The sequence below is a fragment of the Arthrobacter sp. Hb9-2 genome, from assembly GCF_059091165.1.
This window is the reverse complement of sequence record NZ_JBNHGJ010000015.1, coordinates 55,011-78,781: the sequence shown is the minus strand read 5'-3', so window position 1 is coordinate 78,781 and position 23,771 is coordinate 55,011. Positions and strand designations below refer to the sequence as shown.

24 protein-coding genes are annotated in these 23,771 nt (G+C 65.4%); 10 read left to right on the top strand and 14 right to left on the bottom strand.

Going from position 1 to position 23,771, the window contains the following annotated elements; genetic code table 11:
- Positions 1-52 precede the first annotated feature (52 nt).
- From AC5RV1_RS10610 to AC5RV1_RS10600, 3 genes are all read right to left on the bottom strand, one after another.
- Positions 53-1,024: an acyl-CoA thioesterase gene (locus AC5RV1_RS10610; protein ID WP_493994500.1), complete on the bottom strand. Its 972-nt coding sequence runs from the start codon at positions 1,022-1,024 to the stop codon at positions 53-55.
- Positions 1,025-1,152: 128 nt separating this feature from the next.
- Entirely contained in the window at positions 1,153-5,553 is a 4,401-nt protein-coding gene (locus AC5RV1_RS10605; RefSeq protein ID WP_493994499.1) for a rhamnogalacturonan lyase family protein, read from the bottom strand.
- 387 nt (positions 5,554-5,940) lie between these two features.
- Positions 5,941-6,375, bottom strand: coding sequence for a DoxX family protein (locus tag AC5RV1_RS10600; protein WP_493994498.1), 435 nt, complete (start codon positions 6,373-6,375; stop codon positions 5,941-5,943).
- A gap of 107 nt (positions 6,376-6,482) precedes the next feature.
- Here AC5RV1_RS10600 and AC5RV1_RS10595 point away from each other — a divergent pair, with 107 nt between their 5' ends.
- From AC5RV1_RS10595 to AC5RV1_RS10585, 3 genes are all read left to right on the top strand, one after another.
- Positions 6,483-7,835 (top strand): MATE family efflux transporter, encoded by a 1,353-nt coding sequence (locus tag AC5RV1_RS10595; protein WP_493994497.1) that lies wholly within the window; start codon positions 6,483-6,485, stop codon positions 7,833-7,835.
- Between the two features lie 25 nt (positions 7,836-7,860).
- Positions 7,861-8,451, top strand: a complete 591-nt coding sequence (locus AC5RV1_RS10590) for a hypothetical protein (protein ID WP_493994496.1) — start codon at positions 7,861-7,863, stop codon at positions 8,449-8,451.
- 106 nt (positions 8,452-8,557) lie between these two features.
- Positions 8,558-8,914, top strand: coding sequence for a hypothetical protein (locus AC5RV1_RS10585; RefSeq protein WP_493994495.1), 357 nt, complete (start codon positions 8,558-8,560; stop codon positions 8,912-8,914).
- Positions 8,915-8,918: 4 nt separating this feature from the next.
- On the opposite strand, the gene AC5RV1_RS10580 is transcribed toward AC5RV1_RS10585, so the two are convergent.
- Positions 8,919-9,464: a CGNR zinc finger domain-containing protein gene (locus tag AC5RV1_RS10580; RefSeq protein ID WP_493945518.1), complete on the bottom strand. Its 546-nt coding sequence runs from the start codon at positions 9,462-9,464 to the stop codon at positions 8,919-8,921.
- 71 nt (positions 9,465-9,535) lie between these two features.
- On the opposite strand from AC5RV1_RS10580, the gene AC5RV1_RS10575 reads away from it, so the two are divergent.
- Positions 9,536-10,582, top strand: coding sequence for an EamA family transporter (locus tag AC5RV1_RS10575; RefSeq protein WP_493994494.1), 1,047 nt, complete (start codon positions 9,536-9,538; stop codon positions 10,580-10,582).
- Positions 10,583-10,712: 130 nt separating this feature from the next.
- Here AC5RV1_RS10575 and AC5RV1_RS10570 read toward each other — a convergent pair whose 3' ends face one another.
- A complete protein-coding gene (locus AC5RV1_RS10570; protein WP_493945514.1) occupies positions 10,713-10,976 on the bottom strand; it encodes a WXG100 family type VII secretion target in 264 nt (87 codons plus the stop codon).
- Positions 10,977-11,190: 214 nt separating this feature from the next.
- Between AC5RV1_RS10570 and AC5RV1_RS10565 the strand changes: the two genes are divergently transcribed.
- Positions 11,191-11,463 (top strand): DUF2277 domain-containing protein, encoded by a 273-nt coding sequence (locus AC5RV1_RS10565; RefSeq protein WP_079598081.1) that lies wholly within the window; start codon positions 11,191-11,193, stop codon positions 11,461-11,463.
- Positions 11,464-11,487: 24 nt separating this feature from the next.
- Here AC5RV1_RS10565 and AC5RV1_RS10560 read toward each other — a convergent pair whose 3' ends face one another.
- The 6 genes from AC5RV1_RS10560 to AC5RV1_RS10535 all read right to left on the bottom strand — a co-directional run bounded on the left by AC5RV1_RS10560 (position 11,488) and on the right by AC5RV1_RS10535 (position 16,935).
- Positions 11,488-13,800 (bottom strand): heavy metal translocating P-type ATPase, encoded by a 2,313-nt coding sequence (locus tag AC5RV1_RS10560; protein WP_493994493.1) that lies wholly within the window; start codon positions 13,798-13,800, stop codon positions 11,488-11,490.
- Positions 13,801-13,821: 21 nt separating this feature from the next.
- Complete coding sequence (locus tag AC5RV1_RS10555; RefSeq protein ID WP_493994492.1) at positions 13,822-14,061, bottom strand: heavy-metal-associated domain-containing protein; 240 nt, start codon at positions 14,059-14,061, stop codon at positions 13,822-13,824.
- Positions 14,062-14,127: 66 nt separating this feature from the next.
- Entirely contained in the window at positions 14,128-14,481 is a 354-nt protein-coding gene (locus AC5RV1_RS10550; protein WP_493994491.1) for a metal-sensitive transcriptional regulator, read from the bottom strand.
- Positions 14,482-14,766: 285 nt separating this feature from the next.
- Positions 14,767-15,282: a universal stress protein gene (locus AC5RV1_RS10545; RefSeq protein ID WP_493994490.1), complete on the bottom strand. Its 516-nt coding sequence runs from the start codon at positions 15,280-15,282 to the stop codon at positions 14,767-14,769.
- Positions 15,283-15,338: 56 nt separating this feature from the next.
- Complete coding sequence (locus tag AC5RV1_RS10540; protein ID WP_493994489.1) at positions 15,339-16,082, bottom strand: class F sortase; 744 nt, start codon at positions 16,080-16,082, stop codon at positions 15,339-15,341.
- Between the two features lie 103 nt (positions 16,083-16,185).
- Positions 16,186-16,935, bottom strand: a complete 750-nt coding sequence (locus tag AC5RV1_RS10535; RefSeq protein ID WP_493994488.1) for a hypothetical protein — start codon at positions 16,933-16,935, stop codon at positions 16,186-16,188.
- A gap of 283 nt (positions 16,936-17,218) precedes the next feature.
- On the opposite strand from AC5RV1_RS10535, the gene AC5RV1_RS10530 reads away from it, so the two are divergent.
- From AC5RV1_RS10530 to AC5RV1_RS10520, 3 genes are all read left to right on the top strand, one after another.
- The gene (locus AC5RV1_RS10530; RefSeq protein WP_493945504.1) at positions 17,219-17,419 is read left to right on the top strand and encodes a hypothetical protein; all 201 of its coding nucleotides are present in this window, start codon (positions 17,219-17,221) and stop codon (positions 17,417-17,419) included.
- A 62-nt stretch (positions 17,420-17,481) separates the two neighbouring features.
- Positions 17,482-18,588, top strand: coding sequence for a WD40/YVTN/BNR-like repeat-containing protein (locus AC5RV1_RS10525; RefSeq protein ID WP_493994487.1), 1,107 nt, complete (start codon positions 17,482-17,484; stop codon positions 18,586-18,588).
- A gap of 37 nt (positions 18,589-18,625) precedes the next feature.
- Positions 18,626-18,946, top strand: coding sequence for a MoaD/ThiS family protein (locus AC5RV1_RS10520; protein WP_493946368.1), 321 nt, complete (start codon positions 18,626-18,628; stop codon positions 18,944-18,946).
- A 111-nt stretch (positions 18,947-19,057) separates the two neighbouring features.
- On the opposite strand, the gene AC5RV1_RS10515 is transcribed toward AC5RV1_RS10520, so the two are convergent.
- Positions 19,058-19,294, bottom strand: coding sequence for a hypothetical protein (locus AC5RV1_RS10515; protein ID WP_163165091.1), 237 nt, complete (start codon positions 19,292-19,294; stop codon positions 19,058-19,060).
- 165 nt (positions 19,295-19,459) lie between these two features.
- Between AC5RV1_RS10515 and AC5RV1_RS10510 the strand changes: the two genes are divergently transcribed.
- Positions 19,460-19,855 (top strand): hypothetical protein, encoded by a 396-nt coding sequence (locus tag AC5RV1_RS10510; RefSeq protein ID WP_493945502.1) that lies wholly within the window; start codon positions 19,460-19,462, stop codon positions 19,853-19,855.
- Between the two features lie 66 nt (positions 19,856-19,921).
- Here the strand turns inward: AC5RV1_RS10510 and AC5RV1_RS10505 are convergent, their stop codons facing one another.
- A complete protein-coding gene (locus AC5RV1_RS10505) occupies positions 19,922-21,616 on the bottom strand; it encodes an alpha-amylase family protein (RefSeq protein ID WP_493994486.1) in 1,695 nt (564 codons plus the stop codon).
- Entirely contained in the window at positions 21,613-22,653 is a 1,041-nt protein-coding gene (locus AC5RV1_RS10500) for a TIGR03885 family FMN-dependent LLM class oxidoreductase (RefSeq protein ID WP_493994485.1), read from the bottom strand. Before AC5RV1_RS10500 ends, AC5RV1_RS10505 begins: the two co-directional genes overlap by 4 nt.
- 170 nt (positions 22,654-22,823) lie before the next feature.
- Between AC5RV1_RS10500 and AC5RV1_RS10495 the strand changes: the two genes are divergently transcribed.
- Positions 22,824-23,747, top strand: a complete 924-nt coding sequence (locus tag AC5RV1_RS10495) for an AEC family transporter (RefSeq protein WP_163165099.1) — start codon at positions 22,824-22,826, stop codon at positions 23,745-23,747.
- The last annotated feature ends 24 nt before the right edge of the window (positions 23,748-23,771 follow it).

Sequence of the window (23,771 nt, the reverse complement as noted above, 5' to 3'; positions counted from 1 at the left end):
CGGCGCTCCTCCGCGGGGGCGGGCCATCCAGCGGACTTTCGGGCGCTGGTCTTCAGCCCTGCGCCAGCAGATGGTTCGGCAGCCGGTTTCCCGGCGCTGTGCCCCTGATTTCTAGCAGTTCGCGGGCGTGGGCGTGGAGCCTCCTGTCCTCTTCGCTGACGGGCACCCAAGCTGGGACGGGCACGGAGTTGCCGTCGGCGTCGCGCGCCACCATCACGGTGAGGCAATAGGTGGTGAGGTTCAGTTCGCCGCCCTTGGGATCGCCGGAGCGGACGTGGACGGCGATGTGCATGCCCTTCGTTCCGGTGTATACCAGGCGGGCTTCCACCTCGACCACATGGCCGATCAGCAGCGGGCGGTAGAACCGGACCCCGCCGGAGAATACGGCCACGGTGTCCATCCCGCAGTAGCGGGACGCACAGACGTAGGCGGCTTCGTCAATCCACTTCATCACGATGCCGCCGTGGACTTTTCCGCCCCAGTTCACATCCGTGGGTTTGGCCATAAACCGCAGCGTAACCCGCTCGGCAGTGCCCGCATCCGTATATTCCTGCCGGTTCATGGCTTCGACGATCTGCTCGCGGATCCTAATGCGGGCAAGGGCGTGGTCCCGCTGCTCGATTTCTTCAGCCGTGCCAGGCTCGAACTGCTTCACCGGTATAGGCTTTCCGTCCTCGCCGACGGCCACAAAGATCACCATGCACTGGCTGCGCATGGTGGCCGGGCCGCCCTTGGGATCCCCCGAGGACACTACGGTCCGGATGTGCATGGATGAGCGTCCGGTGTAGACGATGGTCGCTTCCACTTCCACCATGTCTCCGCTGTTCACGGGGTCGGCGAAGTGGATGTTCCCCACATAGGCCGTCACGCAGTAGGACTTTGCCCACCCCACGGCCGCAGCGTAGGCAGCCTTGTCCACCCACTCGAGGACGGTTCCGGCGTCTACAGAACCGCTGTGGCCCACGTCCATGGGGGCGGCCAGGAAGCGGAGGGTCACGGAGTTGGGAGTACCGGTCTCAGTCATGGTGCGATCTTACTGAAGCCACTGGTTACCCATGGGTCGGGCATGCAACATACGAGCCAACAGCAACGCCCCGCCCGCCGAAGGGCGGACGGGGCGCAGCTTGGTCAGCTCAGTGCGATCGCGGCAACTTAACCGGCACGGGTGTACACAATGTCCGGCTGGGCAGGCAGCTCCATGCCTTCTCCGATGAAGAAGCCGGGGTGCGGCGGCTGGTTGTAGGCGATGTTCTCGCGCGCAACCGAGAGCCGGTACACCGGATCATGCATCAAGGTACGGAGCCGGACATCCGTGGCTGCGGAGGTGGTGTAGATCCGCAGCTCCGTACTGTCGGCCGAAGGCCACGCCAGTTCCTCCCGCCAGTCACCCAGGAGATCCGCCTGGATGGCAGGGTTCCCCTTGGTGCTGTTGTTGGTCTTGGCACCGGTTGCTGTCAGCAGCCTGTCGCTGGCTTCCGTTTCCCAGTTCCACTTAGCGATGCTGGGGGTCCCCGAGTTGGTGGCGGCGTTCCAGTCATGGTCGACGATTTCGCGCAGCAGGTCGCCGTCCCACCAGGCCAGGAAGTTGGCTGCCGGGATGTTGTTGGCAATCAGCTGGCCCTTGGCTGAGCGGAGCTCACCGACGGGGGAGTTCCAGGCGGCGTCGCCGCCGATGGCCCAGCCTTCTGCACCCGCATGGCGGGGGTCGATGTCTCCGGCTGCAGCGCGTCCGGTGTCCTTGGTGGCCGGAATGCTCCACAGCACTTCACCTGTCCGTGAGTCCCGGAATGTCGCACCCTTGTTGCCGCTGGAACCCATGTCCTCGTGGGCGGCGAAGGTTTCCAGCCCCGGGCGGGACGGATCGAGGTCGCTCGTGTGGATGGCGTCGCCGTGGCCGAGGCCTGTGTTGTACAGCGGCTTGCCGTTATCGTCGATCGTCATGGACCCGAAGACAAACTCGTCCTTGCCGTCGGCATCAACGTCAGCGACGGACAGGTTGTGGTTGCCCTGGCCGCGGTACTGCGCGCCGGCAGAGTCCGAATCGAAGACCCAGCGCTTCACGATCTTGCCGCCCACCAGGTCGTACGTAGCGAGCACGGCACGGGTGTAATAGCCGCGGCTGAACATCATGGACGGGTGCTCGCCGTCGAGGTACGCAACGGCCCCGAGGAACCGGTCAACGCGGTTGCCGTAGGTGTCGCCCCAGGCCCCCACGTCGCCGCGGGGAGGATCGTACTTCACCGTGTCCATCACGGTGCCGGTGGTGCCGTGGAACACGGTCAGGAATTCATCGCCGGTCAGCACGTAGCCGGTGCTGTTGCGGTGGTCGGCGCTGGGGTTGCCAATCGCTGTGCCGGCCGCGTCCCGGGTGCCGTCGGCCGTCTTCATGGCCACCTCAGCCTTGCCGTCGCCGTCGAAGTCATAGGCGAGGAGCTGGGTGTAGTGGGCGCCGGCACGGATGTTCGGCCCCATGTGGATGCGCCAGAGCCTGGTGCCGTCCATCCTGTAGGCGTCCACGTAGACAGTGCCGGTGTAGCCCGCCTGCGAGTTGTCCTTGGAATTCGACGGTGCCCACATTTGGATGACTTCGTAGGTCCCGTCACCATCCAGGTCCGCCACGCTGGAGTCACCGGCGGAGTAGCTGTAGGGCTGGCCGTCCTTGGTGTAGTCGTCCGCGGGCTTGTCGAGCTTGATGGACAGGTAGTCCTGGGCAAGCGGCGTGAACTCGGCGGTGAGCTGGTCCCCACCGTTGCCCACGGTCTTGATGACGTACCTGGAGGATGCTGTTCCAGCGGGATCCAGGTAGGTGGTGCTGCTGCGGATCGGCTCGTCCGTGAGCTGGACGCCGTCCCGGATCACATGGAAACCGATTTGCTCAGGGTCCAGGCCCAGCATGCGCCAGCCCACCCGCACGCCGTCACTGGTCAGCACGGCCACGGGGGCGCGGTCCAACTGCTCCATTTGCCGGTTCACCACGGTGACCTTTTCCGTTCCCACCACGGGGGAGGGCACGGATTCGCCCCCCTTGTTCACGGTGGTAACGCGGTAGTAGTACTTGATGGTGGTCAGCACGGTGTAGTCGGTGTAGTTCGCCTCGGTGGCACGGCCCACGTAGTCAAAGGGGCCGTCGGGTGAGGTGGACCGGTAGACCTGGTACGCGGCAGCGCCGGAGACTTTCTGCCACTTGAGCGTGACACTGGTCTTCTCGACGGCCTTCACGTCCACCTTGCCGGTGGCCGCCGGGACTGGTGTGTTGGGATCCACCAGGGCGGTCTCCACAGTGTTGGAGGGCACCGATTCAAGGCCCGTGCTGTCCAGCGCAGTGACGAAGTACTTGTACTTCAAGCCGGCGAAAGCAGTGGTGTCCTGGAAGGACGCTGCCGTCACGTTTTCGGCGATCAGCTGTGGCTGGGCTTCAAAGGATCCCTGGCGGAACACCTTGTACGCGGCGGCGTCTGCCACAGCATCCCAGGCGAGGTCCACGGTAGGCGGTTCTGCAGCGGCGTTCACCGCAGCCGTGTGCAGGTTGGTGGGACCAACCAGCAGGGGCGTAACCTCCAGGCCGTTGAGCCGCTGGCCCGAGCCGCTGATGGACAGGTTGAGCTGTCCATCGGAGACCAGGACCTGGTTGATGATCTTGGTTGCCGAGGATGCCCGGCTGGAAGACACCTGGCCGAAGGGAGTGCCCTCGGCGGCGACGTCCGTCCGCGTGGAGCCGATCCAGTCGCTGTGGTAGGTCTTCAGGGCGTACGTGCCGTTGGGAACGTCGAGCTGGAATTCGAAGCTGGAGCCGCTGAGGACGAAGTCGCGCAGCAGGTTGCTGGTCACCGCTCCCCGGTCCCGGTCGCTGAGCACCGAGATGTCCTTGAAGCCGAAGCCCCGCTCGGGGGTGTAGGCCATGGTCCGGTTGACTTCGGTGTAGCCGGCTTCAAGCGGCGCCCCTACGGGTCCAAAGTCGAACTTGTATTTTGCCTGCTTGGTGGTCACGCTGAGGGTGTCGCTGGGTTCGGAAAGACCCTTGCCGTTCATGGCGGCGACCCGGACGTTGTAGGCGGTACCTTCGGCCAGCCCGCCCAGGTTGGCGGTGGGGACAGTTGAAGTGGTGGTGAGCTTGTAGGCGCTGTCCGGCTCGGAGGCCAGCTTGCGGTACACCTTGTAGATGTCCGCGCCCTCGACGGGCTGCCACTTCAGGAGTGCCCCGGCGTTAGAGACGCTGCCCGCCACCAGTCCCTGCGGCTTGGCAGGAACCGACGACGGCGGCGCTGCCTCTTTGACTCGTGAGGCCAGCGGAACGTTGAGCTCCTTGACCCCGCCGGCGACCAGGCGCGCGATCTGGATGGCGCCGTATTCCTGGAAGTGGGTGTTGTCCACCGTGCCGGTGGGGCGGTTGGGGTAGACGCCGGCGTCGACGTGGAGGAAGACGGACTTGGTGTCCTCCGGGCCGATGGCGTCGTAGTAGGCGCGGCTCGAGGCGGAGAGGTCAACCAGGGCCACGTTTTCCTCAGCGGCCAATTCCTGCATCTTGGCCACGTACTCGGGGAAGCTGACCCGGAAGTTGCCGGTGGCTTCGTCGTAGTCCCGGCGTCCCACAGGGGTGACCAGGACGGGTGTGGCGCCGCGCTGGCGGGCGCCGTTGACGTAGGTCCGGAGGTATTCCTTGTAGTCGGCGGGGGAGGCATAGCGGTCATCGACGCCGACGGTGGCATCGTTGTGGCCGAACTGGACCATCAGGTAGTCGCCGGGGTTGATGACGCGCAGGATTTCGTCCAGCCGTCCCTGACTGATGAAGTTCTTGGAGCTCCGGCCGCCGATGGCGTGGTTCTTGAAGGTGACGCTGTCGTCGAAATACCGGTCGATCATCTGGCCCCAGCCCGCTTGGGGAGCGAAACCCGGGTCGTAGGTCTGCACGGTGGAGTCACCCGCGAGATAGACGCCGGGGTCAGTGGTGGCGGTGCGCGGAGCGCGGGCCGCGATGACCAGGGAGTTGATCTTGGCCGCAGTGCCGGTGAAGTCCAGGTTGAGCTGGCCATCCACCAGCGAGATGGGGAATTCCATTTCCAGGTACTGGCCGGCGGGCTTGTCCGTTGCCTGGACCTTGGCCATTTTCTCGGCCGTGATGGCGATGTTGGTGGCTTCGGCTGCGTCACCGGCGATCAGCTTGACCGTGTAATCCCCATTGGGCAGGTCCACCAGGAACGAACTCCCCTGGGCCTGGACAAAGTCGGACCGCAACGGGTCGCCCGTTCCGCGGTCCACGCCGGAGGTGACGGCGGTGTCGGTGAAGCCGAACTTGATGCCGGCCGAATACTGGGTGCCGGCGGCTACGGCCGTGTAGCCGTCCGCGGTGGTGCCGGGGCCAAAGTCGAATTTAAAGCCGCTTCCCACCGGGGGCAGGGCGGTATCCGCCTGGGCTGCCGGAAGCCCGGTGAAAGCGATGGCAGCGGAGGCCACGGCGGCTGTGACTGCTTTCGCTCCGGGCGGGAGCCTGCGCTGGCGCGGTGGCGGAGCTTCCTTGGAAAGTGGAGGCATTTGCGGGGGTGTGTTCACGGACATCTCCTTCGATGAGCGATGGCAAAGCGGTACCCAGGAAGGTTGGAACGATTCAAAGCAGGATCGTGCTGCGGTTGGCAGCGCATTTCAAGCTATGGGGTTACCGGAGGTGGCCGGCAATGGGGCTGAGACCTGGGATGAAGTGGTGCAGCTCTCACTGCAGCACTCATTGGTTTATCAGCCGCACCAGCAGTCTGGCAAGCGTTTTCCCAACTTTCCCGTGAGTTTCTGGTGCCGGATGTTCCGGTTTGTTCCCAGTGCCCCGCGCTGCAGGCATCAGTAAGTGGCATGCCGGCCGTGCAGCTCCGGCAATTAAACGCGCGACGGCGGATGCGCACCGAGTGCCCATCCGCCGTCGCTCTTTTTCCGGCTTATGCCGGACGTCGTTGGTTAGGCCAGAACGGCCAGCTTTGAGTTGCTTCGGCCAAAGACGGCGCGGTCCACGGAGAGGCGGCCGGCACCGGTGAGGGCCAGGGCGAAGGCTGCTGCCGCGAGGAGCAGGACCAGTTCGTAGCCGCCGTTCGCCGCGAAAACGCCGGCAGGGGCGTGGACCAGGAACAGGGCGCCCAGCATGTCCAGGGCCAGGAGTGCTGCAACCACGCGGGTGAGAATGCCAAGGATCAGGGCGATTCCGCCGGCCAGTTCCAGTACGGCGATGGCCGGCGCAGCAATTTCCGCCGCCGGGACTCCCATCTTGGCAAATGACGCCTGGGTGCCTGCGATGGTCCATTCGTTAAACTTCTGCCAGCCGTGGGCTGCAAAGAGGAAGCCGAGGACAATCCGGAGGGCGGTAATGGCGGTCGTGGTAAGTCGTGACTGGTTCATAGGACTTAAGTCTTCCTGCTAATACTTGAAGAGTCAACCAATCCGTCACAATGTGGCGCTTGTCATGCTCTCGTGGCCATACGCGTAAGGCGCATTAGGCTGGCTGAGTGCCCCAATTACCTGCCCCGACGGCGGCCGCGCGACCGAAGGGACACGGCCGCGAAATCCTCCGACTGGCTGTGCCGGCTTTCGGTGCGCTCGTCGCCGAACCCCTGTTCCTGCTGGCTGATTCGGCCATTGTGGGCCACCTTGGCGTGGCGCAGCTCGCGGGGGTGGGGCTGGCGTCGGCCGTGCTGCATACCGCCGTCGGCCTGATGGTTTTCCTGGCCTATTCCACGACTCCCGCCGTGGCCCGCGCCATCGGAGACGGCCAGCTGGGCAAGGCCCTGGCGGCCGGGCGCGACGGCGTCTGGCTGGCACTGCTGCTCGGGACCGTCCTCGCCGTGGCCGGCTTCCTGGCCGCAGACCCGTTGATCGGACTGCTGGGGGCGGAGGGCGAGGTGCGCACTTTCGCCGTTGATTACCTCCGCTGGTCCATGCCGGGGCTGGTGGCCATGCTGCTCATTTTTGCCGGCACCGGGCTGCTCCGCGGCCTGCAGGACACCCGGACGCCGCTGGTGGTGGCCACCGCCGGGTTCGCCCTGAACATCATCCTGAACCTGTGGCTGGTCTACGGCCTGGGCTGGTCCGTCACGGGTTCCGCCGTGGGTACCAGCCTGGCGCAATGGGCCATGGCCGCCGTCTACCTGATGATGGTGAAGCGGAATGCCCAGCGGAACGGCGTCAGCCTCCTGCCGAGCTGGCGTGGGATTCGGAGCATGACGCGCGTTGGGTCCTGGCTGATGCTGCGCACGCTCAGCCTGCGTGTGGCCATCCTGGCGACAGTGGTGGTGGTGACCGCGCAGGGGCCGGTCAACCTTGCGGCCCATCAACTGGCCATGACCATCTTTTCCTTCCTCGCCTTCGCCCTGGACGCCCTCGCCATCGCCGCGCAGGCGCTGATTGGTAAGGAGCTAGGCGCCGCCAACCCTGCAAAGGCACGGCTCCTGACCAGGACCATGACCCGATGGGGACTCGGCTTCGGAGCGGTCACCGGCGTGCTCCTCGCCGCGGCCGCACCGTGGGCTGGCTCCCTCTTCACCTCGGATCCTGACGTTCAGCGAGTCCTGGCCATCGCCCTGTGGATCCTTGCCGCCGGCCAGCCCATGGCCGGTTATGTCTTTGTCCTCGACGGGGTGTTGATTGGCGCCGGTGATGCCAAATACCTGGCACTCGCCGGGGTGGTTAATCTCGCCGCGTACGCGCCGCTGTTGATCGCTGTAGGCCTGTCAGGTGCGGGAGGCGCGGCAGGTCTGGGCTGGCTGTGGGCAGCCTTTGCCCTGGGCTACATGGCGGCGCGTGCCCTCACGCTCGGCGCCCGGGCGCGGTCAGACCATTGGATGGTGCTGGGTTCGCCGTAGGGCGGTGCCCCACTAAACTGGACCGGTGACCCAACCGAGAACACCCGCAGGTACTGCTTCCGGAACGGCTCCCACGGGCGAGCTGTGGAAGCCGGTGCTGCTCCGTTCCGCAGCGGCGCTAGTTTTTGGGGCTGTGACCATTTTCTGGGCGGCGCCGTCTGTGGAAGTTATGGGCTGGTCGGGCGGGCTCTACCTGCTGGCCACCGGGCTGCTGCTGATGTGGGGTATTCCGGCAACCGGCTTCCAGCGGGACAGCAGGACGGGCAAAGTGCTTTCCGCCGCCGGTTCCGTGCTTGCCGGCGCGGGGTTTGCGCTGATAGTGCTGCATGGGGACCTGCTGTTTGGCGTGATTGCCGCCCTGGGCCTGGGCGTAGCGGGAGCTCTGGAGCTGCACTGCGGGCTGGCATTCCGCGGCCGGCACGTGCTGGCCCGGGACTGGATTGCCTCGGGAATTATTGGCCTCGGCACGGCCGTTATCCTGCCCTTTTTCATCAGCCTCGGGGCGCATGCACTGCTGGGCGTTGCCGGCGGCGGGGCCATCATCTCCGGCGTACTCTGGGCCCTTGCCGGGCTGACCATCCGGCACGATGCCCGCACTGAAGCGGGAAACCCGTAAACTAGGAGATGTCCGGGGTTCTACTTAGCGTAGAAGATAGCCGGGCGTACTACCGAAAGACATTAACCCAGGCTGGCCGGCGCGCCGCCTGCAGGGAGGAATCAACGTGGCAGACCAGCAACCAGGACATCCGCGCAAGGTGCGGACCTCGGTGAAGGGCCCGCTGATGTTCTCCGCATTCTGGGCCGCGATCGCCTTCGTCGCCGTCGTGATTTTCGCCTCCGGCGGCAGTGCGCGTGCCCCCCGCTTCGACCTGGCCTTCACCGCTGCCGGCATTGCCTTTATTGTCACCCTGGTGATTGCCGCGATGCTCTCCATGAGCCACAAGGACAACGCCGATTACCTGGGTAAAGGGTCGGGCGTGAACCTTAGCTCGGCTCCGAAGAAATCACACGGCTTCGGTGCCCCGGGCCCGCAGGACCCGGCATCCCCTGACGAGTCCGGCAACCCGGGCCCCCGCTAGGCACCTAACTTGTTGCCGCCTGGCGTGCCCGGTAAGCGGCAACGTGGGCACGGTTGGCGCAGTTCCCGGTATCGCAGTACCGCTTTGAGCGGTTCCTGCTGAGGTCCAGCACCGCAGCATCGCAATCCTCTGACTCGCAGATCCGCATCCGGTCCATCTCCTTCCCGCGGATCACGTCTGCCAGGGCCATGGCCGCTTCCGTGCTCATGCGGTCCACCAGCGGGGCCTCGGGAGTGGTGGCATGAAGGTGCCAGTCCCAGTCGTCGTGCTTCACCAACTGCGGCAGGGCCCTGGCTTCCCGTAGCAGGCGGTTGACCGTCTCCACGGCGGAGTCTTCGTCCGCGGTCCACAGCGCCGCAAGCTGTTGGCGCAGTCGGCGCACGCTCGCCAGCTCGTCGTCATCCCAAGTGCGCGACCCGCTGAATCCTTCCGCTGCCAGGAAGCGGTCCAGGTCCTCTGTGGATGCCAGTCCCTCGCTTCCGTTGGCCGCCGAATTGACCAAATTCACCACGCTGCGCAGAGCCACCTCAGTGTCAGGGGCAAAAACCATCTTGACTCCTTACAGTGCTCTCCCGTACTGTCATGACCATAACCCCACTTTACTCCTGACAGGAGGCCACGATGTCTGCCGCAAGCGACCACACCCCCGGCCTGAGGGTACCCGCAGACAAACGCAGCTTCCTCGCCTCCGGCCTTGGCATTGCGCTTTTCTCGTCTGCTGTCTTTGGCCTCTCCGGGTCCTTTGCCAAAGCCTTGCTGGAAACAGGATGGTCGCCGGGAGCTGCGGTCACCGCCCGGCTCACCGGGGCTGCCCTGATCCTCGCCATTCCTGCGGTTCCCGCGTTGCGCGGCCGCTGGCACCAGCTCCGGGACAACTGGGTCACCATCCTGCTCTTCGGCCTCATCGGGGTTGCAGCCTGCCAGTTGTTTTACTTCAACGCCGTTGCCCGGCTTTCCGTGGGCGTGGCACTCCTGCTCGAGTACCTCGCACCGGTGATCATTGTGCTCTGGCTGTGGGCGGCCAGCCGGAAGCGGCCGCGGGTGCTGACCTTCGGAGGAACATTGCTTTCCCTCGCCGGCCTGGTCCTGGTCCTGGACCTCACGGGCGCGGTGAAGATCGACCTTGTGGGGGTCTTCTGGGGCATGGCCGCGGCAGTGTGCCTTGCCATCTACTTCTTCATCACCGCGAAGGAGAACGACTCGCTGCCGCCCATCGTCCTGGCGTCCGGCGGACTCCTGGTGGGGGCCGGCGTCATGTGGTTGGCGGCGGCCACCGGCCTGCTGCCCATGGCCTTCAGCACGGCCGACACCAAACTTGGCCCATGGGTGACTCCCTGGTGGGTTTCGCTGGCCGGGCTGGTGGTCCTGGCCACAGTGCTGGCGTACGTGTCCGGCATTATGGCCGCCCGGGCCCTGGGCTCGAAGGTGGCGTCTTTCGTGTCGCTGACCGAGGTCCTCTTTGCCGTGGTGTGGGCGTGGCTGCTGCTGGGCGAACTGCCGGGCGCCATCCAGCTCCTGGGCGGCGCGCTGATCGTGGGCGGCGTCATCCTGGTCCGGCTCGACGAACTGCGCGCCCCCGCACCGGTGTCGGCCACGACCGGCGGGCCGGAAGCACCCAAGGCGGCGTCCCCGCTGGAACACGCGAACGACGTCGAACCCGTGCCTTAGGCGTGCCTGTCGCCTGGGTTACTGTCGCCTGAACAACCCCGATTCTTAAATGGCAGGGCCCGGACACTCTCGAAAGTGTCCGGGCCCTGGCAGTGCTTCGGCTCCTTCGGGAACCTGCACTGCTGCGGGACTAGCGCGAAGCCTGGTCCTGCTCTTCGGCGTTGCGCCTGGCCTTGTCGCCGGCTTCCTTGAGTGCTTCCGCCACCTTGGTCAGCATGGTGGTGTGGGTTCCGGACCACTCGTTGCGGAACTTGTCAGCGTCGGGGCCCTCCCAGTTGGTGCTGCTCAGGACTTTGGTGAGAGTGGACTTCTGCGCCTCGATCTCGGACGCACCTGCCTGAAGCTTGCTGCCCAGCTGACGAAGCTGCTGAACGTCTGCACCCCAAATAGCCATCAGTTTCTCCTTGTACGAAAAGTGGATCCGAATAAGGTCGGCATCCCCAGCGGCCCTCCGGCTCATCCGAAAGATCCATTGCCTCAAACCTACCCCGGCCCTGAAAACAGTGTCGATGGGCACCCCTGCCCATGCCGCGGGCCCCGCGGACGCGGGCGGGTAAACCCTGCGGGGAGGGGTCGATCACAGGCGCTCCAGAGCCTAGCATGGCTGTATGTGCCGGAATATCCGAACCCTTCACAACTTCGAGCCGCACGCAACGTCGGAGGAGGTACACGCCGCAGCGTTGCAGTATGTGCGCAAAGTCAGCGGAAGCACCAAGCCGTCCAAGGCCAACCAGGAAGCCTTTGAGGAGGCGGTCCACGAGATTGCCCACATCACCCAGCATCTCCTGGACTCGCTGGTGTCACAGGCTCCGCCCAAGGACCGGGAGACGGAGGCCGCCAAAGCCAAGGCACGTGCCGCAGTGCGCTACGGCGCGGCCTGAGGCCTCGGCTTCAGGGCTTGGGCCCTACGCCTTCGTTCCGAAGCTCCGCAGCCGCAGCGAGTTCGCAACCACCAGGACCGAACTCGCCGCCATCGCGGCGCCAGCGATCATCGGGTTGAGAAGCCCCAAGGCCGCTATCGGGATGCCCACGGCGTTGTAGAAGAACGCCCAGAACAGGTTGGTTTTGATCGTCGCCAGCGTCTTGCGGGACAGTTCGATGGCCTGCACCACCTGGGAGAGGTCGTTGCCCATCACGGTGAGGTCGGCTGCCTCGATGGCAACGTCGGTGCCGGATCCCATGGCGATGCCAAGGTCAGCCTGGGCAAGCGCAGCAGCATCGTTGACGCCGTCGCCGGCCATGGCCACGGTAGCGCCGCTGGCCTGCAGCGCGCGCACCACCTCCACCTTGCCCTCGGGCAGGACGCCTGCGTAGACATCTGCGGGATCGATGCCGACGGCGGCGGCCACCTGGGAAGCTGCGGCGGCGTTGTCACCGGTCAGCAGAATGGGCCGCAGGCCCAAGGACTTCATCCGTCCGACGGCGGCTGCAGAGCCGTCCTTGATGGTGTCCCGGAGGTTGATGATGCCCGCAGCAGTACCGTCCACGGCGAGCCAAATGGCGGTGGCACCGGCAGCTTCCGCCGCTGCAAGCAGCTTCAGTTGTTCCGCAGTTATGGCGATGCCGTTTTCCTGCAGCCAGCCGGTACGCCCGGCGGTCACCAGCCGGCCCTCGACGGCTCCCGTGACGCCGCCGCCCGGGGCGGAACGGAAGTTGTGCACGTATGGCAACCGCGCGCCGTCGGCCGCTGTTTGTATGGCTCTCTTCGCCTCCTGGGCAACTGCCGCTGCGGCGATGGCCCGGGCGATAGGGTGCTCGGACGCCGCTTCCACAGCGCCGGCCAGCCGCAGTACCTCATGCTCCTCAAACCCGCCGAAAGCGAGCGTGGAGTCAACTGCCAGCATTCCGGTGGTGACGGTGCCGGTCTTGTCCAAAAGGATGGTATCCACGGTGCGCGTGTCCTCCAGGACCTGCGGGCCCTTGATCAGGATGCCCAACTGCGCGCCCCTGCCGGTCCCTGTCAGCAGGCCGACCGGCGTGGCCAATCCCAGCGCGCACGGGCAGGCGATCACCAGGACGGCGACGGCCGCGATAAAAGCCGAACGCAGTCCTCCGCCTTCCGCACCTGCGAAGAGCAGCCAGAGCACAAAGGTGAAAGCGGCGATTGCCAGGACCACCGGAACAAACACAGCGCTGATCCGGTCCGCGAGGCGGGCAATGGGAGCCTTGCCGCTCTGCGCCTGGGACACAAGCCGCGCCATCTGCGCGAGCGTGGTCTCCGAACCCACCCGCGTGGCCCTGACCAGCAGGCGGCCGGAGGTATTGATGGTTGCGCCGGTGACCCGGCTGTCCGGGCCCACCTCCACCGGTACTGATTCGCCGGTGACCAGTGAGGCGTCCACCGCCGACGTCCCTTCGATCACCACGCCGTCGGTGGCGATCTTCTCGCCGGGCCGGACTACCAGGACATCGCCTACCTGGAGCCGGTCGGCAGGGGTCCGGTGTTCGGTGCCATTGCGGAGAACGGTGGCGTCTTTTGCGCCGAGGCTGAGGAGGGCGTGCAGGGCGTCGCCGGCCTTTTGCTTGGCGTTGGCTTCCAGGTAGCGCCCAAGAAGCAGGAACGTGGTGACCACCGCCGCGACCTCGAAGTAAAGGCCGCCCTGCTCCATACCCTCCATGCCAGGGTGCAGGGTCATCAGGGGATCCGAGAACAGCTGCCAGGCCGAGAAAAGGTATGCGGCGGCAACGCCGATCGATACCAGGGTGTCCATGGTTGAGGCGAAGTGGCGGGCGTTGATGGCCGCTGCCCGGTGAAACGGCCACGCCGACCATGTGACCACCGGCAGGGAAAGTACCGCCGCCACCCAACCCCACTGCGGGAACTGGAACGCAGGGACCATGGAAATCAGGAACACCGGCACGGTAAAGGCGGCGGCGAGGATCAGGCGCGGGCGAAGCAGGGACGCGGCACCAGTTGCACCATCATCAGTCATCCCGACCCCGCCGCCGACGGGTTCGTCCTCCACCACCGGCGCGGCCTGGTGGACCTTTGCTTTGTAGCCGGCCGCGTTGACGGTTGCTACCAGCTGTTCATCGGTGATTCCTGTCGGCACTGTCACGTGGGCGGATTCCAGGGGCAGGTTGACCAGGGCATGTACGCCGTTGAGCTTGCCGAGCTTCTTTTCCACCCGGTTGACGCAGGAGGCGCAGGTCATGCCCTCGATGTCGAGTTCCACCACCCTGGTTTCGGGCTGGTGGAGAAGTTCCTGGTTACTCATGCGGCATCCCGGTTGGTGGAATCAGGCTTCGTTCGCGACGACCAGGTAACCGGCCTCCGCTACGGCTTCGCCGATTTCCGAAGGTGACAGTTCATTGCTGGAGGTGATGGTGACGGTGGAAATGCCGCCGGCGTTGAGCTCGACGTCCACCGCCTCTACTCCCGCGAGGGCTTCAAGTTCCTCGCTCACGGCCGAGACGCAGTGCCCGCAGGTCATTCCGGAGACGCTGACGGTTGTGGTGGTGGGAGAAGTGGTGCTCATGTGCTGCTCCTTGTTGTTGGGAAGGGGTTGATGATGGCGCCCGGCGGCATCCGGGAAGGTGGGCTGCTATCGCAGGAGCCGGCCGATGGCGTCGGCGGCTTCCTTGACCTTGGCATCGATGGCTTCTGCGCGCAGTTCGGGGTTCGGTTCAGCTGCCGCACCAACCACGCAGTGGCCGATGTGCTCTTCGACGAGTCCCAGGCTGACCGCGTGCAGCGCCTTGGTGACAGCGGAGACCTGGGTGAGGATGTCGATGCAGTACTTGTCCTCATCCACCATGCGCGCGATTCCCCGCACTTGGCCTTCGATGCGTTTGAGCCGGCGGAGATAGGCATCCTTGTTCCCGGTATAGCCGTGCTCCGGCGCCACCTGTTCCTGGTCAGCCGTGGGCTCTGTGACTGCTTCATCGGGTGCGCTCATGCATCAACCGTATACCCCTTAGGGGTATCGTCGCAAGTACCCCTAGGGGGTATAGCCTGCCGCCGGTGACCGCAGTTTTTGGGCAACAAAAAGCTCCGGAGTGCGTTATTGGGGGATACGCACTCCGGAGCAGCTTTTGGGCAAACCAAGCTTCCACGTCTGTGGAACCGGCCTGCTTGAATCAGCTTACTGGCTGGTAGTCCACTACGCCAGCATCCGGAATAACTACTTTCGCTTTACTTTCCTTGCCGTAATTTCGGCGCATTTGCGAGGTCTTTTCGCAGCTCAAGGCCGGTCCTCGTGGGCAGCCCTCCGGTACGGGACGATGAGTACTGGCCTGCTCTGATGGTGGGTGAGCCAGGCACCTACCGACCCACTGAGTGCCTCCGCCAGGCGGTGGGAGAGTCCCCGCTCAGAGGTTCCCACAATGATCATCGGCGCGTTGGTTTCTGCTGCTAGTTGGGCGAGGGCGCGGGCAGGGTCCCCCGTCAGGGTCTCAAGGGTCCATTCCGCAGCCGCCGTGCCAGGCGGTACTTGGGCCACCGCAGCTTCGATCGCAGCCTTAAGCTCCATCGTCACGCCGCCGATGTTCTCAGCATCAGCGTCCGGGTGGAGCGAGAGCCGGTGGGCGGACCGGGCGGGGTCCCATTCCACCAGGTAGCTGGCCTCGTCCACGTAGGCACAAAGCAAGCGGGTACCCAGTTTCGCAGCGAGGCCGGCGGCGGTTTGCAGGACCTCCGGATGCTGCCCGGGGGCCACGCCCACCAGCAGTGGAGAAGTACCGCGCAGGTGTTCTGACATAGTTTATTCTCGGCCTCCTTGGACCCTCTTGAACAGCGGCGTTACGCCATGGAAGGTCAGGGCGTGGCAGGCGAAGCCGTGACCACCACGTTTTTGCCCCAGGGATCTTCGGTAAAGCAGCTGATCAGGACCAGCCGGTTGGGCACGATGTCCCAGATGGGACTGTCTTTCAGGTTGGACTTCAGGTACGTCGTCACACTGGCCACTTCATAGGCAATCGTGCCGGTTGTGGTGTCCACCTCGAACCGATCACCCACGGCTGCCGCTGAACTCAGATGGTTGAAGGGTGCCTCCGCGCCCTCCCAGCTATGGCCAATCACGTACGTGGTGTTGGCCGAGCCGTGTCCCGGGGTGCCGAAGGGGGTCAGCCAGTAACCGTCCTTGGTGGCAGGCGGCACGATTGTTTGGCTGGCATGTGCGGAGTCGTCCAGCTCCAGCGCATGCACGGCCACATCGAAAGCGGCCGACGCGTAGCGGATCCGCACCGGTTGCGCCGCTGCGGGAAGGGCAGGAGCCGCAGCTTCCTGTGCAGGTGAATCGGCGGGGATTGATCTCCACTCTTCCGGTGTGCCCGTTACGGCCATCGGCGCCGGTTCCCCGGAGTTGATGATGGAGGGGGTTGATTCGGTCACCGTCCCGCTTCTTAGGGCAGAGGGTTGCGCCTGATGGAACAGGGGGGCGCCGAAAGTGATGAGCAAAAAGGCCAGGACTCCGCACAGGAGAATGGCCAGGTCGGCGCGGTTCCAACGCCTCCACCTGCGCGGTTTTCTGTCCGCATGCCTGCTGCGTTCCTTTAACATGCTGCTCCTGACCGCTGGTAACGGGGTAGGAAGGAAGGCGCCCCGCCGGGCACTGGCGGAACGCCTTCCTTGTCAGGTGGCCGTGGCTGCGGCCTGACTGGCGTCAGTCGGCCAGGCGTGCGGTGTGGGACTTGTGCCGGAACATTACTGCCGCTCCCGCTGCAAACAGTGCACCCAGGCCGGCCAGCCAGGAGGGTGCACCGTCGGAGCCGCCGACGGCGGTCTGGGCGTTGTACCCCTGGTTGGTTCCCAGACTTGTGGTAGCAGCTGGCGCCGTGGCCGCCCGCTGTGGAGCAGCTGCCCTCGGCTGAGCTGCCGCCGGCTGTTCGGGCACGACGACGGCCGCTGCGGGAGGCGCGACGGCCGCTGCGGGAGGCGCGACGGCCGCCGGTGGGACAACAGTGGACTGCTCAACCACAGGTGTAACAATCTGCGGCTCGACGACGGGCTGATTAACACCACCTGGGTTTTCGACGGGCGGGTTTTCTACGGGGGTGTTTCCGCCTGGCGGGTTGTCCACGGGTGGGACCACGACCGTCGGGTTGTCCACGGGTGGGACCACGACCGTCGGGACCTTGCACCCATTGGCGTGGGTGGCGCTCCCAGCGGCCCAGTTCTGCCCCTCTTCCATGCCGTCATGGGGCGGAATGATGTCCGCCGGGTGAATGTCATGGCCGTTCAGCCCCGGGAGGGCAACCAAGTTCTCGGTGAAGTGCCCGGAGTTGGAGCCCGATCCTGCGTGGCAGATGACAATCTTGTCGTCGTCGTCGGATCCGCGGTCCGCTACCGCCGGAGCCGCGACGGCAAATGCCGCCAGGCCCAGCACCCCCAACGTTGTGATGGCTCGTTTCATGATGTCTCCCCAGTTCTCGATGTGAAACGGACCATGATGAGGAGGACCAGCGAATGCGCCGAATGCCCCAGCAGCACGGTCAGCTTGCGTGAGTTTTCAGGCTAGGGCGGACCATTGTTGCCGGTCGCGAGTAGGGGGTACTCGTCTTTCGGGGGCTCCCGGCGGAGCGGTTACTTGCCGGTACCCGGAAAAATCGACGCACCACTCGGTGCAGCCGCAATACCTTGTAGCCGGCGTTGACCGCGCCTACCGTTGAAGCAGGCGACGAAAGGGCGTGGAGGGCATGGAAATTTTCATGTGGTGGCTTGACTTGGACCTTGCGAGCAAGGAATGGCTGCGGGAGAACCTTCGGGCCGAGGAGCTTCCGCTTCCCGTGCTCCAAGGTATCGCGGAGGCAGGTGGACCCCATCCTGAAAACCCCGCGGCTGCCCTGACCGCGGCCGACTGGGACTTCATCGAAACCCAGTCGGAGTTCGTGGACTAGCAAAGCCAGGCTTTCGGCGATACACAAGAAAACCGTTGCGGGCTGTCCGGGGCGGTGGTTGCATGGGGGGCATGACAACCGCAGAGAGTTTTGTCTTAGCGATCGGCACCAAAAAGGGTCTGTGGCTCGCAACCAGCCAGGACAGGCGCGAGTGGTCCTTCACTGGCCCCCACTTCCTGATGAGCGAGATTCCGAGCATTGGAATCGACACCCGGAACGGCCGCACACGGATCATGGTCGGTGTCCGGAATGAGCATTGGGGGCCAACTGTTGCCCACTCGGATGACCTTGGCGCTACGTGGTCTGAGCCTGAACAGGGCGCCATCAGGTTCCCGGAGGGCACTGGCGCCGCACTGGAGCGGATCTGGCAGATCTATCCGGACACCGAGTCCCGCCCAGGCGTCGTTTGGGCAGGGGCCGAGCCCATCTCGGTCTGGAAATCCACGGACGGCGGCGAACATTTCGAACTTAACCGCGGCCTGTGGGACCACCCCCACCGCAGTGAATGGGGCGCCGGCTACGGCGGCGCCGCCGCCCACTCCATCGTGGTCCACCCCGACCGCGAAACCGTGCACGTCGCCATGAGCACCGGCGGCGTTTACCGCTCGCTCGACGGCGGCGCCTCCTGGGAGGCGCGCAACCGGGGCATCTCGGCCTACTTCATGCCGGACCCCAACCCGGAGTTTGGCCAGTGCGTGCACAAGATAGCCGCGGATGCCGCCGTCGACGGCCGCCTCTATGCCCAAAACCATCACGGCGTCTACCGCACGGATGACAACGCGGAGACCTGGAACTCCATCGCAGAGGGCCTGCCCGCCGACTTCGGATTCGTGATGCTGACCCACCCCCGGCGGGAAGGTACCGCCTGGGTTGTCCCGCTGAAGGCCGACGGCGAGCGTATCCCGCCCAACGGCGAGCTGGCAGTTCATCGGACGGACGACGCCGGCGGTTCCTGGAAGCGGCTCAGCAACGGGCTGCCAACCGGCGAGTACAACAGTGTCCTGCGGGACGCCGCCTCCGTGGACACCGCGGAGCCGGCCGGCGTTTATTTCGGCACCCGCGGGGGCACCGTATACGCCAGTGCGGACGAGGGGGAGACGTTTACCGAGGTGGCAGCCCATCTGCCTGACGTGCTCTGCGTGCGGGCGGCAGTGGTTGCCGGTGCCTGACAGCACACGGCCGGGCAGCGCGCCGGCCCACGGCACGATGGCACCGGCTGGTGACAGGGGGCAGGCCGCAACGCCCAGTATTGCCGTGGTTCTTCCCAGCGTCCTTCAGCCCCTGGCCCGCGGGCAGTCCATCCTGACTGCGCCCGCCGATGGGCCTTTAACGGTTGCGGAACTGCTGGATGCCATTACCGCCGACTACGCCGTGCTCGCCAGACGGCTCCGTGACGAGACGGGAGCGTTGCGGCGCTTCGTGAATGTCTATGTGGACGGTGACGAGGTGCGTCGGCTGCAGGGACTGGAGACCGAAGTGTCACCCGGCCAGGAGGTGCTGGTTATCCAGTCAGTGGCCGGAGGCTGACGCGCCGCCTTTTCGGGCGTGGTGCTTGGCGGTGGCGGGCAGTCCTTACTGACTACACCCGCCCTCGCGGAGCTATCTGCCGGGGAAGGCACAAGGGAACAAGAGCATGGGTCAAGCGATCCGCCACACGCTGCATTCGTCGGTATTGACGGCTTTCCGCAGTCCGGTGATCCGGTCCAGGATCCATACCACGCCGATTCCGGGCGCTGTTTCCTGCACACTGCCGCGGCGGATCACTACGTCATCGTAGGAAGGGCCCACCGAGAGCCGGGCTTCAATCTCATCACCGCGGTGGAGCTGGTCCAGGGCGCGGACTCTGGTTACATTGGCTGCTGCTTTCTTCAACATGGCGGGGCCTCCTGGCTGGAGCTGGTGCCGACTCTTGCCTGCACTACCAAGTGTGGCCGGCCAATGTTGCGCGCTGGTTTCCTCGCGGTTAGGCTCCGGTTAGTTCTTGACGCCGGAACTGTTTCCCGACGGCGGTCCGCAACCACCGGGCCTTAGGGTGGTGCCATGGAGATCGTTGACGGGATCTGGGCCGCCCTGCTGGGTGCGGCGGCGATAGCGCCGCTGGCAACGTTCGGGGTGGTCCTGGTGGCTTACCTGACCTACCGGCAACGGTCGCGTGCGGACAGGAGGGACCAATGGTGGAAGCGGGCGCAATGGGCCATTGACTCCGCACTGAATGATTCCGACCCGCAGCGCCGCCTGGCCGGCTTGAAGGTATTGGTCCAACTCATCGGCAGCGACCTTGCCACCGCCGAGGACGCAGATCTGATGAGCGCCCTGGCCGTGGGGATACGCGACCAGGAGCAGGACGGCCGGCGGGCGGTGACGGTGTCCCCTCCGGTGAATGAACGGATCCTGGCGGAAGCCGAACGCCTGTTGCAGGCGGCTTCCGCCCGCTGACGGTGTCCAAATTGTTGTCCGAACTGTTGCCCGGCGGCCGAGCGGCCGCCGGCGTGTACTGGGCACCTAAGGTGCCAGCCGGTCCCCCTTTCCGTGCACCCGGAACCATCGGCAGCCGTAGCGTCCCAGCTCAACTGTGAAGGCGCCGTCGGGCTCCAAAGCCACGTTGTCGCCGTCGAACAGGTCCAGCAGGATGGCGCCCTTAAACGCCTGCCGCGGCCCGTCCTCCGGGCCAACCCTGCCCGCGACCTTCACCGGTTCCTCGCCGAGGTTGTGCAGGAGGACCAGGGTGCCGCCGTCGGAGCTGCAGGTGTGGGCGAAGACCGCCGGCTCCGGCTGGTCGATAATGGCAAACCCGCCCCATCCCAGCTCCGGGGATTCCCGGTAGCGGCGAATCAGGGTGGCCATAAAGTTGAACAGCGAGTTGGGGTCGCGTTTGGCGGCTGCGGCGTTGACATTTTCCGGTCCGTACTCCCCGCGGACCAGCGGCACCACGAGGTCCGCTGCCTTCGCGCTGGAAAATCCCGCGTTCTTCGCGTCACTCCACTGCATGGGGGTGCGCACTGCGGCACGGCTCTTCTGCCGGAGGTCCTCGCCCATGCCGATTTCCTCGCCGTAGAACAGCACCGGGGTGCCGGGGAGGGAGAACATCAGCGAGTACACCAACCGGAGGCGTTCCGGATCACCGCCCAGCATCGGGGGAAGCCGGCGGCGCAGGCCCCGCCCGTAGATCTGCATGTTCTTCTCCGGCCCGAAGGCGGCAAAAACCTCACTGCGCTCGCCGTCGCTGAGTTTATCCAGGGTGAGCTCGTCATGGTTGCGCACGAACATGGCCCACTGGTTGTCGGGATGGAGCGGCGGACGGCTCTTGAGCGTCTCCGCCAGTGGCCGTGCATCCTGCCGGGCCAGGGAGAGGTAGAGGTGCTGCATGGTCATGAAGTCGAACTGCATGTTGAGTTCGTTGCCTTCCGGGCCGCCGAAGTACTCCAGCTGTTCCTTGTATGGCAGGTTCACCTCGCCCAGCAGCACGGCGCTGCCGTTCCGGCGGCTGACGAAGCTCCGCAACGCCGTAAGGTAGCCGTGCGGATCCAGGTTGGCGGCCTCGTCCTTGGGCTGGCCGCGGGTCTCGAGGAAGAAGGGCACCGCGTCCAGCCGGAAACCGTCCAGCCCGAGTTCCAGCCACAGGCCCATAGCCTTGGCGATTTCATTCCGCACCCCGGGGTTGGTGACATTCAGGTCCGGCTGGTGCTTGGCGAACATGTGCAGGTACCACTCCCCGGTGGCGTCATCCTGGGTCCACAGCGAGGTTTCCTCGCCGGGAAACACCACCTCCGAGGAGGTGTCAGGGGGAGTGTCGCTCCGCCACACGTAGAAGTCCCGGTACGGATTGTCCGTGGATTTCCGGGCCTCGACGAACCACGGGTGCTGGTCCGAGGTGTGGTTGACCACGAAGTCCGCGATAACCCGCATGCCGCGGTCCTTGGCGGCCCGGATGAACTCCACCAGGTCACCCATGGTGCCCAGCCGGTGGTCTACGGTGAAGAAATCAGTGACGTCGTACCCGTCGTCCCGGTCCGGCGAGGGGTAGAACGGCATAAGCCAGATGCAGGTCACGCCCAGCGCGGCCAGGTAGTCCACGCGCTGGGTGAGGCCGGCGAAGTCACCGGTTCCGTCGCCGTCGTCGTCAAAAAACGTCTCGACGTCCAGGCAATAGATGACGGCGTTCTTCCACCAGAGGTCCGAGGTCTCGGCGATCCTCATTCCGGGGTGCCGGACGCCGGTTCGGCAGCGGAGGTCACAAGCTGCGGCTCAGCGGGGGTACCGGCCGTGGTGCTGCCGGGAGTGCGAAGCTGCGGGAGGACCTCCGCGGCGAAGGCGTCGATGAAGGGACCCTGCTCCTGGCCCACGAAGTGCAGGTAGAGCTCGTCGAAGCCCAGGTCTGCGTACCCGGCGAGCCAGTCCACGTGCTGTTCCAGGCTGGCTGAAATGTTGACTGTTGTCCGGACCTGGTCCGCTGTCACGTGTTCACCCACGAGGTCGAAGTGTCCGGCGGTGGGGAGGTCCCAGGGGATGGGCGGATCGTAGGTGTTGGTCCGCCACTGGTCCAGGGCAACGGCAACTGCTTCGTCCTCGTTTCCGGCCCAGGACAAATGGACCTGCAGGACAGCCTTGCCCCGCCCGCCGTTGTCCCGGTACGCGGCCAGCATGTCCCGAAGCTTGCCCGGAGGCTGGTTCACGGTGACCAGGCCGTCCGCCCAGGAGGCCGCCCGGCGGGCAGTGCCCACGCTCACCGCGGGAGCAATGAGCGGCGGAGGATTCTCCGGAACGTCCCAGATCCGCGCCTGCTCCACGGTGACGAGCCCGCGGTGGGTGACCTCCTCGCCGCGGTGCAGCCGCCGGATCACCTCAACGCATTCCTCCAGCCGTCGCTGGCGGATGTCCTTGGCCGGCCACCCGCCGCCCGTAATGTGCTCGTTCATGTTTTCGCCGCTGCCCGGAGCGAACCAAAAGCGGTCCGGGAACATGCTGGCAAGGGTGGCCGAAGCGTGGGCGATGATAGCCGGGTGGTACCGCTGGCCTGGCGCCGTCACTACGCCAAAGCGGAGATTGGTGGTTGCCAGCGCTGCGCCCAGCCAGGACCAGGCGAACCCGGAATGCCCCTGGCGGGCGGACCACGGCTCAATGTGGTCCGAGCACATGGCTGCGTCGAAGCCGGCACGTTCTGCGTGCTGGACGTCCTTGAGCAACTGGCCGGGACTGATCTGTTCGTGGGAGGCGTGGAAGCCGACAGTAACCATCGTTAACCTCTACCGTCCGGCGTGGTGCTGTGTCGAGGTTTTTCTGGCCCGCGTTGCCGGGCAGGTTCGCGTGCCGGCAGCAAGCCACTTGTCAGATAAGTTTGTAACTTGTAGTACTGCGCTTCCCGGAACTCCTGCGCAGGTGGCGGAACTGGAAGGAAGTACCACTCGTGGGCGGTGTGCTGATCGGGCTGGCGGTGATCGGCGTCGTGATTGCCGTAGGGTACATCGCCGCACGGTGCGGGCTGGGCGGGGAGCCAACGGTTTCGGCGCTGACCCGTACAGCCTTCTTCATCACCAACCCCGTCCTGCTGTTCACGGTGGTCCTGGAATCGGATCTCTCCGTGGTCTTTTCCGCGTACGTTCCACTGGCGCTGATGACCGCCGTTGCCACAGCCCTGCTGTACGTGCTGGCCAGCCGGCTGTGGTTCCGGCGGCCGCTGGCCGAGACCACTATCGGTGCGATGGCCAGTTCCTACGTCAACGCCAACAACATCGGCATCCCCATCACGCTGTACGCCCTTGGTGATGCAACGCCTGTGGCCCCTGTCCTGCTGGTCCAGCTGCTTCTGTTCGCCCCGCTGGTCCTTACCGTGCTGGATCTCTCCGAGGCCGGCCGGTTTTCGCCCCGCCTGCTGCTCACGCAGCCGTTCCGGAACCCCATGATCATCGCCTCCCTTCTGGGCGTGGTCCTGGCCGCGTTCAACGTGGAACTTCCTGATCCGGTGATGGCGCCGCTAACGCTCCTGGGCGGCGCGGCGGTCCCGGTGGTGCTGCTGGCCTTCGGCATGTCCCTGCACGGTGCACGGATGCTGCAAAGCGGCGGGCACACGGCGGAAATCCTGACTGCCACGGCGCTGAAGTCCGCCGTGATGCCGGCGCTGGCGTTCGTCGTCGGCCGATTCCTGTTCAACCTGGACCAGCACATGCTCCTGGGCGTGGTGCTGATGGCGGCGCTTCCCTCTGCGCAGAACGTCTTCCTGTTTGCCGGCAAATACGGGCGCGGAGTGGCGGTGGCACGCGAAACGATTCTCCTCTCGACGGCGGCAGCAGCCCCGGCGCTGATCCTGATCGTCTGGTTGCTGGCCGGGTAGGACGCCCGCGCGTTGGGCTTCCCC

What these genes read in the sequence shown, in the direction of transcription:
- AC5RV1_RS10610 (WP_493994500.1), bottom strand. Translation starts at nt 1,024, where the DNA reads ATGACTGAGACCGGTACTCCCAACTCCGTGACCCTCCGCTTCCTGGCC.
- AC5RV1_RS10605 (WP_493994499.1), bottom strand. Translation starts at nt 5,553, where the DNA reads ATGTCCGTGAACACACCCCCGCAAATGCCTCCACTTTCCAAGGAAGCT.
- AC5RV1_RS10600 (WP_493994498.1), bottom strand. Translation starts at nt 6,375, where the DNA reads ATGAACCAGTCACGACTTACCACGACCGCCATTACCGCCCTCCGGATT.
- AC5RV1_RS10580 (WP_493945518.1), bottom strand. Translation starts at nt 9,464, where the DNA reads ATGGTTTTTGCCCCTGACACTGAGGTGGCTCTGCGCAGCGTGGTGAAT.
- AC5RV1_RS10575 (WP_493994494.1), top strand. Translation starts at nt 9,536, where the DNA reads ATGTCTGCCGCAAGCGACCACACCCCCGGCCTGAGGGTACCCGCAGAC.
- AC5RV1_RS10570 (WP_493945514.1), bottom strand. Translation starts at nt 10,976, where the DNA reads ATGGCTATTTGGGGTGCAGACGTTCAGCAGCTTCGTCAGCTGGGCAGC.
- AC5RV1_RS10565 (WP_079598081.1), top strand. Translation starts at nt 11,191, where the DNA reads ATGTGCCGGAATATCCGAACCCTTCACAACTTCGAGCCGCACGCAACG.
- AC5RV1_RS10560 (WP_493994493.1), bottom strand. Translation starts at nt 13,800, where the DNA reads ATGAGTAACCAGGAACTTCTCCACCAGCCCGAAACCAGGGTGGTGGAA.
- AC5RV1_RS10555 (WP_493994492.1), bottom strand. Translation starts at nt 14,061, where the DNA reads ATGAGCACCACTTCTCCCACCACCACAACCGTCAGCGTCTCCGGAATG.
- AC5RV1_RS10550 (WP_493994491.1), bottom strand. Translation starts at nt 14,481, where the DNA reads ATGAGCGCACCCGATGAAGCAGTCACAGAGCCCACGGCTGACCAGGAA.
- AC5RV1_RS10545 (WP_493994490.1), bottom strand. Translation starts at nt 15,282, where the DNA reads ATGTCAGAACACCTGCGCGGTACTTCTCCACTGCTGGTGGGCGTGGCC.
- AC5RV1_RS10540 (WP_493994489.1), bottom strand. Translation starts at nt 16,082, where the DNA reads ATGTTAAAGGAACGCAGCAGGCATGCGGACAGAAAACCGCGCAGGTGG.
- AC5RV1_RS10535 (WP_493994488.1), bottom strand. Translation starts at nt 16,935, where the DNA reads ATGAAACGAGCCATCACAACGTTGGGGGTGCTGGGCCTGGCGGCATTT.
- AC5RV1_RS10530 (WP_493945504.1), top strand. Translation starts at nt 17,219, where the DNA reads ATGGAAATTTTCATGTGGTGGCTTGACTTGGACCTTGCGAGCAAGGAA.
- AC5RV1_RS10525 (WP_493994487.1), top strand. Translation starts at nt 17,482, where the DNA reads ATGGGGGGCATGACAACCGCAGAGAGTTTTGTCTTAGCGATCGGCACC.
- AC5RV1_RS10520 (WP_493946368.1), top strand. Translation starts at nt 18,626, where the DNA reads ATGGCACCGGCTGGTGACAGGGGGCAGGCCGCAACGCCCAGTATTGCC.
- AC5RV1_RS10515 (WP_163165091.1), bottom strand. Translation starts at nt 19,294, where the DNA reads ATGTTGAAGAAAGCAGCAGCCAATGTAACCAGAGTCCGCGCCCTGGAC.
- AC5RV1_RS10510 (WP_493945502.1), top strand. Translation starts at nt 19,460, where the DNA reads ATGGAGATCGTTGACGGGATCTGGGCCGCCCTGCTGGGTGCGGCGGCG.
- AC5RV1_RS10505 (WP_493994486.1), bottom strand. Translation starts at nt 21,616, where the DNA reads ATGAGGATCGCCGAGACCTCGGACCTCTGGTGGAAGAACGCCGTCATC.
- AC5RV1_RS10500 (WP_493994485.1), bottom strand. Translation starts at nt 22,653, where the DNA reads ATGGTTACTGTCGGCTTCCACGCCTCCCACGAACAGATCAGTCCCGGC.